Annotated in this window: 6 protein-coding genes and 3 pseudogenes; 1 reads left to right on the top strand and 8 read right to left on the bottom strand. The window is 63.0% G+C overall.

The features are described 5' to 3' along the window. Positions 1-85: 85 nt before the first annotated feature. Positions 86-753, top strand: a pseudogene (locus tag P1J78_RS23555) (IS3 family transposase); the annotation flags it as partial. Positions 754-1,145: 392 nt separating this feature from the next. On the opposite strand, the gene P1J78_RS23550 reads toward P1J78_RS23555, so the two are convergent. The 8 genes and pseudogenes from P1J78_RS23550 to P1J78_RS23515 all read right to left on the bottom strand — a co-directional run. Further along, positions 1,146-1,559 (bottom strand): hypothetical protein, encoded by a 414-nt coding sequence (locus P1J78_RS23550; RefSeq protein WP_275569824.1) that lies wholly within the window; start codon positions 1,557-1,559, stop codon positions 1,146-1,148. Between the two features lie 1,021 nt (positions 1,560-2,580). Beyond that, a pseudogene (locus P1J78_RS23545) lies at positions 2,581-2,898 on the bottom strand (IS6 family transposase); the annotation flags it as partial. A gap of 9 nt (positions 2,899-2,907) precedes the next feature. Then, positions 2,908-3,111 (bottom strand): annotated as a pseudogene (locus tag P1J78_RS23540) (IS6 family transposase); the annotation flags it as partial. Positions 3,112-3,133: 22 nt separating this feature from the next. Further along, the gene (locus P1J78_RS23535; RefSeq protein WP_275569823.1) at positions 3,134-3,979 is read right to left on the bottom strand and encodes a metal ABC transporter permease; all 846 of its coding nucleotides are present in this window, start codon (positions 3,977-3,979) and stop codon (positions 3,134-3,136) included. Further along, entirely contained in the window at positions 3,976-4,869 is an 894-nt protein-coding gene (locus tag P1J78_RS23530; protein WP_275569822.1) for a metal ABC transporter permease, read from the bottom strand. The genes P1J78_RS23535 and P1J78_RS23530 overlap by 4 nt, the downstream gene beginning before the upstream one ends. After that, positions 4,866-5,765 (bottom strand): manganese/iron ABC transporter ATP-binding protein, encoded by a 900-nt coding sequence (locus tag P1J78_RS23525; RefSeq protein WP_275569821.1) that lies wholly within the window; start codon positions 5,763-5,765, stop codon positions 4,866-4,868. The genes P1J78_RS23530 and P1J78_RS23525 overlap by 4 nt, the downstream gene beginning before the upstream one ends. A 93-nt stretch (positions 5,766-5,858) precedes the next feature. Further along, on the bottom strand, positions 5,859-6,767 hold the full coding sequence (locus P1J78_RS23520) for a metal ABC transporter substrate-binding protein (protein ID WP_275569820.1): 909 nt from the start codon (positions 6,765-6,767) through the stop codon (positions 5,859-5,861). Between the two features lie 218 nt (positions 6,768-6,985). After that, positions 6,986-7,342 (bottom strand): DDE-type integrase/transposase/recombinase (locus tag P1J78_RS23515; RefSeq protein WP_275569819.1); only part of this gene is annotated, 357 nt, incomplete at its 5' end.

Raw genomic sequence — 7,342 nt, 5'->3', positions numbered from 1 at the left:
TGGCCGTTTTCTACGGCCGCAGCCCATCATGTGCACAGGAAAAGGCCGCGGCGTGACGCTCATGAGCGTTGCCAGCTATAGTTCACGGATGACCATCTCGGCCGTCGCTCGGCGCAATGGTGTGGCGCCCAATCTTCTGTATCGTTGGCGCAAGCTGATGCTGGAAGGAGGGAGTGTCGCCGTGACCGGGGACGACGATGTAACCAGCAACAAGAAGGTGCGGCAGATGGAGGATCGCATCCGCGAGCTCGAGCGTCAGCTCGGCCGCAAGACGCTGGAGGCCGAGATCCTTCGGGAGGCGCTGGACAGGTCGCGGGCAAAAAAACCGACCTTGCTTGCCGGGTCGCTGAAGACGGACGGTTCCCGATGAAGGCCGTGGCGGACACGCTCGGGGTCTCGCGCTCGAACCTGCACGAGCGGGTGCGCGGCAAGACCAAGCCGCGTCGGCGCTATCATAAAGCGCAAGACGCGGCGCTTCTGCCGTTGATTGAGCGGCTGGTCGCGAAGCGCCCGACCTATGGCTACCGGCGCATCACGGCGGTGCTGAACCGAAAGCTGCGCACCGATGGCTTGGCGCCGGTCAATCACAAGCGGGTCTACCGGATCATGCAGGCACACAACCTGCTGCTGGCACGCAAATACACAGAGCGTCCGGAGCAAACCCATGACGGCAAGGTGGTCGTCATGCGGTCGAACCTCCGCTGGTGTTCCGACGGCTTCGAGTTCACGTGCTGGAACGGCGACGTGGTGCGTCATGGCCCGACGCTACGAAACCGCCCTGCCCCGCCCAACTCGATTCCTTCTGACACAGCCCCAAGGCCGGCTAACGCAGGAAACCACCGCCACGAGAACGACAGGGATTTGTGAAGCCTTATCTGGTCTTCCCGGCCATTCTGCGCTCCGCCATTCCGGTCACCGCCTAGAGTTTCAACACCGATCTCGAACGTTGGTGCGAACGCCGCGTCCCCCTCACCGAACACGTACACGTTCGGTCAAGAGAAAGAAGCTTCTGCAGCGCATAAATGGACGGCGAACTCAATCCGGCGCTCCTCGACGCGAGGCACCGCTGCATCGATTGGGGGCAAGCGGCTTTTGGACCACTGAAAAACGAGCGTGCCGCCTCAACTTGGGCAAAGGCTTGCCGATCAGGGTGTGATCTGGTCCACAAGGTCGCAAATGCGTGCCTCGGCCCTTCGGGTGATTTCCTTACGTGCAGCCTTGGGTAGCTCGCTGTCATCCAACATGCGCCGCAGAGTCTCCCGCGCGCGCTCCGCCAAGACATGAGCCCGCGCCGCGCTGCCATCGGTAGGCGCATCGAAGGCAGATGTCACGGCCTCCAAGGCGGCGGCCTCGACAACGGCGATTTCGGGTGGCTCTGCGTGACGATCGGGTTGCGTTTCTGCGCCAGTCTCTTCTTCGGGCAAGACTGCGCAATCACCGAAACGCACGCGCAGCTCGGCGTCGAAAGCTACCTGCGTGGCGCGGGCCTCGCCCTTCGACACGAGCCCGTCGGCCAGGGCACGGTCGAGATCCTCGCGCAAACTGCGATGCGCCAGCATCAGACCCTGAGTGGCTTTGTGCTTGTCTGGCACAGTCGAAAGAATTCCATCGAGGTATGCGGCGACGTCGAAAGCAGCGCCGTCCCGGGGAGCCCTGGCCCGGGCGGGCATAACGTACCTTAGCCATTTCCGCATGGCACCACACCTCCCAAGAGATAGAGTCAGAGGAATCGTTTCAAATCGTTTTTTGCCGTTCAACTTCAGTTATCAGAAGATGCAGCAATTTGTTCCGTAAGAAGGAAGTCCTTCCGGAGCGCCATCGAGACCAATAACCGAGCGATATCTAGACTATCAAACCGAGTTCTCTTGACAAGACCCAACAGAGGACAAGGCCGAGCGTCGCGACGGACAGAGGTAACCGTCCGCGCTCTCTCGGGGCTTAGCCATTCGCCGAGTAACGGGTGCGCCTTGTCTGCCGAAGCGGGCGACGCACGGCCCACTCTTGCCGCTTCATCCATTCCGATGAACCACGGGCAGTTTGCGCGGCGCCTGCCTCGAGCCGTCGTGTGCAAACTGGTTGCGCCGACCGGCGAAGTCGCCGCTACCGACCATGATGCTTGAACCGGGGATCTTTTCGGGCAACACTCGGTCGAATCCGATACTTACTACTGGGAACACTGCTCGATGCGCATCATTACCTCTGCCACGTTTCTGCTCGCGGCCGTTCTTCTAGGGGGCTGCAGCGACAGCGACGCGCGCGCCTTCAACATGGCCATGCAGGAGATGCATCGACAACAGGAGATGAACCGCCCTTGCCCGCCAGGCACATACCGCGGCGAGTTTGGCTGCATGATTTTCAATACCGGGCCATCGGAATTTTCCTACCGGCGCTTTCCCGTGACCGAGCCGTCCTCTCCAATGACGGCTAGTCCTCGATAAGGCGCGGGCTGTCAGATCGATGAAAACGGGGCTGTCAGCCGGATGAGAACCGGTCTCAGCTTAGACAGTGACGCTGTCCCTTATGCCGCGCAGAGACCGCGCCACTCGGCGAGAGCCGCGGGGCGGTTCTTCTTGTAGTTGGCTCGCCCTCGTGGTCGACAGCCCGCCACAATTCGTGGCGCTCCCTGTTGATCTTCACGAACATCTCGTCGAGGTGCCATCGCCATTGCGGCCAGGACCGAAGACGCTCAGCGCGTTTCTTGCGGATCTCCGCGGCAAACATCGGGCCGAACCGGTGCCACCAGAATCGGACCGCTTCGTGGCTGACGTCGATCCCACGTTCATGCAGCAGGTCTTCGACATTTCGCAGCGAAAGCGGGAACCGGACATACATCATCACGGCGAGACGGATGATCTCGCGCGAAGTCTTGAAGTACTTGAACGGGCAGCGTCGGGTCATGGGCGAACGCTACCGACGCCCCTGCCCCGCCTCAAGCCAAGTTCCTTTGACAGCCCCCGCTCGGGAGTTGAAGCTACGCTCCGAGTTGAAATGGTTGCTGACTGAGGCGTGGACGGAGACGAAGTTCTGCAAACTTCGCATCCGCGGGAAGCGGAGCATCGCCCGCTCCCGTCGTCGGAACGGCAGGTGTGAATTCTTGGCGCGGTTGTTTATACGTCCACACATGACAGTGCCTTCAACTCGCTGCGCGCTGACGCGAAGCCTCCCGCGTCCGCCTTATCCTGTGGATGAAGGCCAAAATGAACAACCCGGTCAGGATCAGTACCACGGTCGGCGCCGGCGCGCTGTCGAGGAAGAAGCTGGCATAGGTACCGGACAGCATCGAAAACAGACAGACAGTGACCGCAACGGCCAGCATGTGCCGGAAACGGCGCACGGTCAGGAACGCAATGGCGCCCGGCGCGATCAGCAGTCCGATGGCCAGGATCAGCCCTGTCGAGGACAGTGTCGCGACGATGATCAGAGACAGAAGTGACAGCAGCCCGTAGTGTAACAGGTTAACCCGAAGCCCGCTGGCCTGCGCCTGCGCGGGGTCGAAGGCGTGCAGCAGCAGATCCTTCCACTTCAGGATCAGTACGGCGGATACTGCGAGCGAGATGAGCCCCGCCGTTCGAAGGTCCTGCGGCCCAACGCCCAGCATGTTGCCGAAGAGCACGTGGTCGAGATGCTCGTTCGTGTGGATCGATGTGTAGAGGATGATCCCCACGCCGAACATACCCGAGAACACGACGCCCATCACCGTGTCCTGCTTCACGCGGCTGTTCTCGCTCAGATAACCGGTCAGAAGTGCGCAGGTCATCCCCGCCCCGAACGCGCCCAGGATCAGTGGTAGCCCAGTGATCCAGGCCAGCACGATACCGGGCAGCACGGCGTGGCTGACCGCGTCGCCCATCAACGCCCATCCCTTGAGCACCAGAAAGCAGGATAGAAGCGCCGTGGGCACCGCGACCATGGCCGCGATGAGGAACGCGTTCTGCATGAACGGGAAGGTGAACGGCAGCAGGAGCGTATCGAGGCTCATTCCGTGGGGCTCCTCAGCGTCTGCGCTTCGGGATCACGAGGCCCGCGCAACGCGTCCGACGCCTTCCGGCGCGCGGCCAGCACCCCGTGTTTTGGGGCGAACACGAAGGCGAGGAGGAACAGTAGGGTCTGGAGCGTCACGATCACCCCGCCCGTCGCCCCGTCAAGGAAGTAGCTGGCGTAGGCACCCAGAAAGCTCGTGGACGCGCCGATGGTAACCGACACGATCAGCAGACGCGGGAACCGGTCGCACAGAATGTACGCCGTGGCCCCTGGCGTAACCACCATGGCAATGACAAGGAACGCCCCGACCGTCTGCATCGCAGCCACGACCGCCGCCGACAGCAGCACGAAGAACACGCCCTTGAGCAGCCCCGGCCGCAGCCCGATCGAGCGGGCGTGGTTCTCGTCGAAGAAGGTCACCATCAGGTCCTTCCACTTCGCCAGAAGCACGATCAGCGAGACAACGCCGATGATCGACAACTGCAGCGTGTCAGCCGGCGTGATCGCCAGGATATTGCCCATGGTGATAGTCTGGATGCTGACCGACATGGGGTTGACCGAGACCATGAAGAGCCCCAGCCCGAAAAACGAGGTGAAGATCAGCCCGATGATCACGTCCACCTTCAAGCCCGAGCGCTCGCTGAGGAACAGCATGGCGCCCGCCGCGAGCCCGCCCGCGATGAATGCCCCCAGCGCGAAGGGCAGCCCGAGGATGTAGGCGCCCGCGACCCCGGGCACGACCGAGTGCGAGAGCGCGTCGCCGATCAGGCTCCACCCCTTTAACATCAGGTAGACCGACAGGAAGGCGCAGACCCCGCCCACCAGCGCCGAGACCCACATCGCGTTGGTCATGTAGCCATAGCCGAAGGGTTCGAGCAGCAGGCTCACTCGCGGTCTCCCTGCACCTGCGTCTGGTTGCCGTAGCGCACCAATGGCCGCTCGTCATCGGTGAAGATCGTGATCTCGCGCGGGTCGTCGTCGTAATCCTCGTGCAGCTTGGCGCCGCCCAGCGTGAAGTGGCGCAACACGCCTCCGAAAGCACGTTCGAGGTTGGCGCGCGTGAATGTCGTCTCGGTCGGGCCGTAGGCCAGTACTGTACCCTTCACCAAGACAGTGCGATCGCAGAACTCGGGCACGCTGCCCAGGTTGTGGGTCGAGACCAGCATCACGCGCCCCTCGTCCCGTAGCTCGCGCAGAAGGGCGACGATCTGCTCCTCGGTCTTCACGTCGACGCCAGTGAAAGGCTCGTCGAGCAGGATCACCCGGCCCTCCTGCGCCAGGGCACGCGCCAGGAACACCCGCTTGCGCTGCCCGCCAGACAGCTCGCCAATCTGTCGGTGGCGGAACTCGCCCATGTTCACCCGGCCGAGCGCGGCATCCACGGCGGCCCGATCTGCTGCCGAGGGACGGCGCAGAAAGCCCATGTGCCCGTAGCGGCCCATCATCACCACGTCCTCGACCAGCACCGGAAAGGCCCAGTCGACCTCCTCGGACTGCGGGACATAGGCCACGAGGTTTGCACGCAAGGCCTGTCTCACGGTTTGACCCATAAGCCGGATCTCGCCCTGCGACGTCGGGATAAAGCCCATGATCGCCTTGAAGAGCGTCGATTTTCCCGCGCCGTTCACGCCCACCAGCGCCGTCACCGTGCCGCGCGGGATCTCAAAGCTCGCGTCCTGAAGGGCCGTGTGGCCGTTGCGATAGGTTACTGTGACATCGCGGGCGAAGATTCCGCCACCCGGCCCATCGGGCGCGGTGCGGGTTGCCTCCGTCGTGTCCAGCATCTCGTCTCCTTCATGTGGGCGTGTCGCAGGAGCTTCATGTAGCCGGGTCGAGCGGTCCGGACAGCCGCGGGGTCGTGCGTTCGGCGAAGGCGCTTAGTCGCCCTCGGGCGCCAGCGCATCGGCCACCGTCCCGGCGGTGACGCGCAACAGGTCCAGATATGTCGGCACCGGGCCGTCCCGCCCGGACAGGGAGTCGACATAGAGCACGCCGCCATACTCGGCCCCCGTTTCGCGCGCGACCTGCTGCGCGGGGGCGGTATTCACCGTGCTTTCGCAGAAGACGGCCGGGATGTCGTGCTCGCGCACGCCGTCGATCACAGCGCGCACTTGCTGCGGCGTACCCACTTGGTCGGCGTTCATCGGCCAGAGATAGAGCTCCTGCATTCCAAAGTCCCGCGCAAGGTACGAAAACGCGCCCTCGCACGTCACCAGCCATCGCCCATCCTCGGGGATCGCCGTGATTCGGTCGCGCAGCGGCTCGATGGTGCCGCGGATCTCGTCCTTGTAGGCGGCGGCGTTCGCCTCGTAGGTCGCCAGGTTGGCCGGGTCCTGTTCCGACAACGCGGCTGCGATGTTGTCAATGTAGACCATCGCATTGTCGAGCCCCATCCAGGCGTGCGGGTTGGACTGGCCCTCGTACGCGCCCGAGGCAATTGGAATAGGGTCGATCCCGTCGGTCAGCGTCACGGCCGGAACGTCCGAGAGATTGCGCAGAAACTGCTCAAACCATAGTTCGAGATTGAGTCCGTTCCACAGGATCAGGTCGGCATCCTGCGCCCGCACGATGTCCTGCGGCGTGGGCTCGTAGCCGTGGATCTCGGCCCCCGGCTTCGTCACCGACACGACCTCCGCCGCGTCGCCCGCCACGTTGCGCGCCATGTCGGCCAACACCGTGAAAGTGGTGACGACCTTTAGCGAATCGCCATTCTGCGCAGCGGCACCGTGCGCGAGCACGGCCGTCAGCGCTGTCGCGGCTAGCAGAGCCGAGATGGGTCTGCGCATCAAAGCCTCCAAATCATGATTATCGATTGTTACGCCTGATAATGCAAATCACTCGCAGTCGTCAACACGAATGCAAGTCGTTCGCAATATCTTGTCCACCGCCCACGCCGGCGATACGCTTACGGCATGACGCAAACCGACCCACGGAGCAGTCGGCGAGATGGGGGTGCTGGCAGACGAATTCTAACTAGTCTCGGCTTGGACAGTGACGCTGTCCCTTATGCCGCGCAGAGACCGCGCCACTCTGCTAGAGCGGCGGCGCGGTTCTTCTTGAAGTTGGCGCGGGAGTAGGAGCTGCGCTCCGAGTTGAAGTGGTTGCTGACCGAGGCGTGGACAGAGGCGAATTTCTGCAAACTTCGCATACGCCGGAAACGCAGCATCGCCCGCTCGCGTCGTCGGAATGGCAGGTGGGAATTCTCGGCGCGGTTGTTCAGCCAGCGACCGGTTTCCTGGCGATCGGCTGCGCCGATCTCCTTCAGCGCCGCGCCGTAGGACCGGAGCCGGTCGGTCACGATGGAGTCCGGCCGACCATAGCGCTTCATTGATTTTCTGAGGAATTTCAGGGCCGCCTTCTT

Origin of the sequence: Psychromarinibacter sediminicola (genome assembly GCF_029168335.1) — a bacterium.
Classification (GTDB): Bacteria; Pseudomonadota; Alphaproteobacteria; order Rhodobacterales; family Rhodobacteraceae; genus Psychromarinibacter; species Psychromarinibacter sediminicola.
Note: the sequence above shows the minus strand (reverse complement) of the source record. Positions and strands in the feature narration are given on the sequence as shown.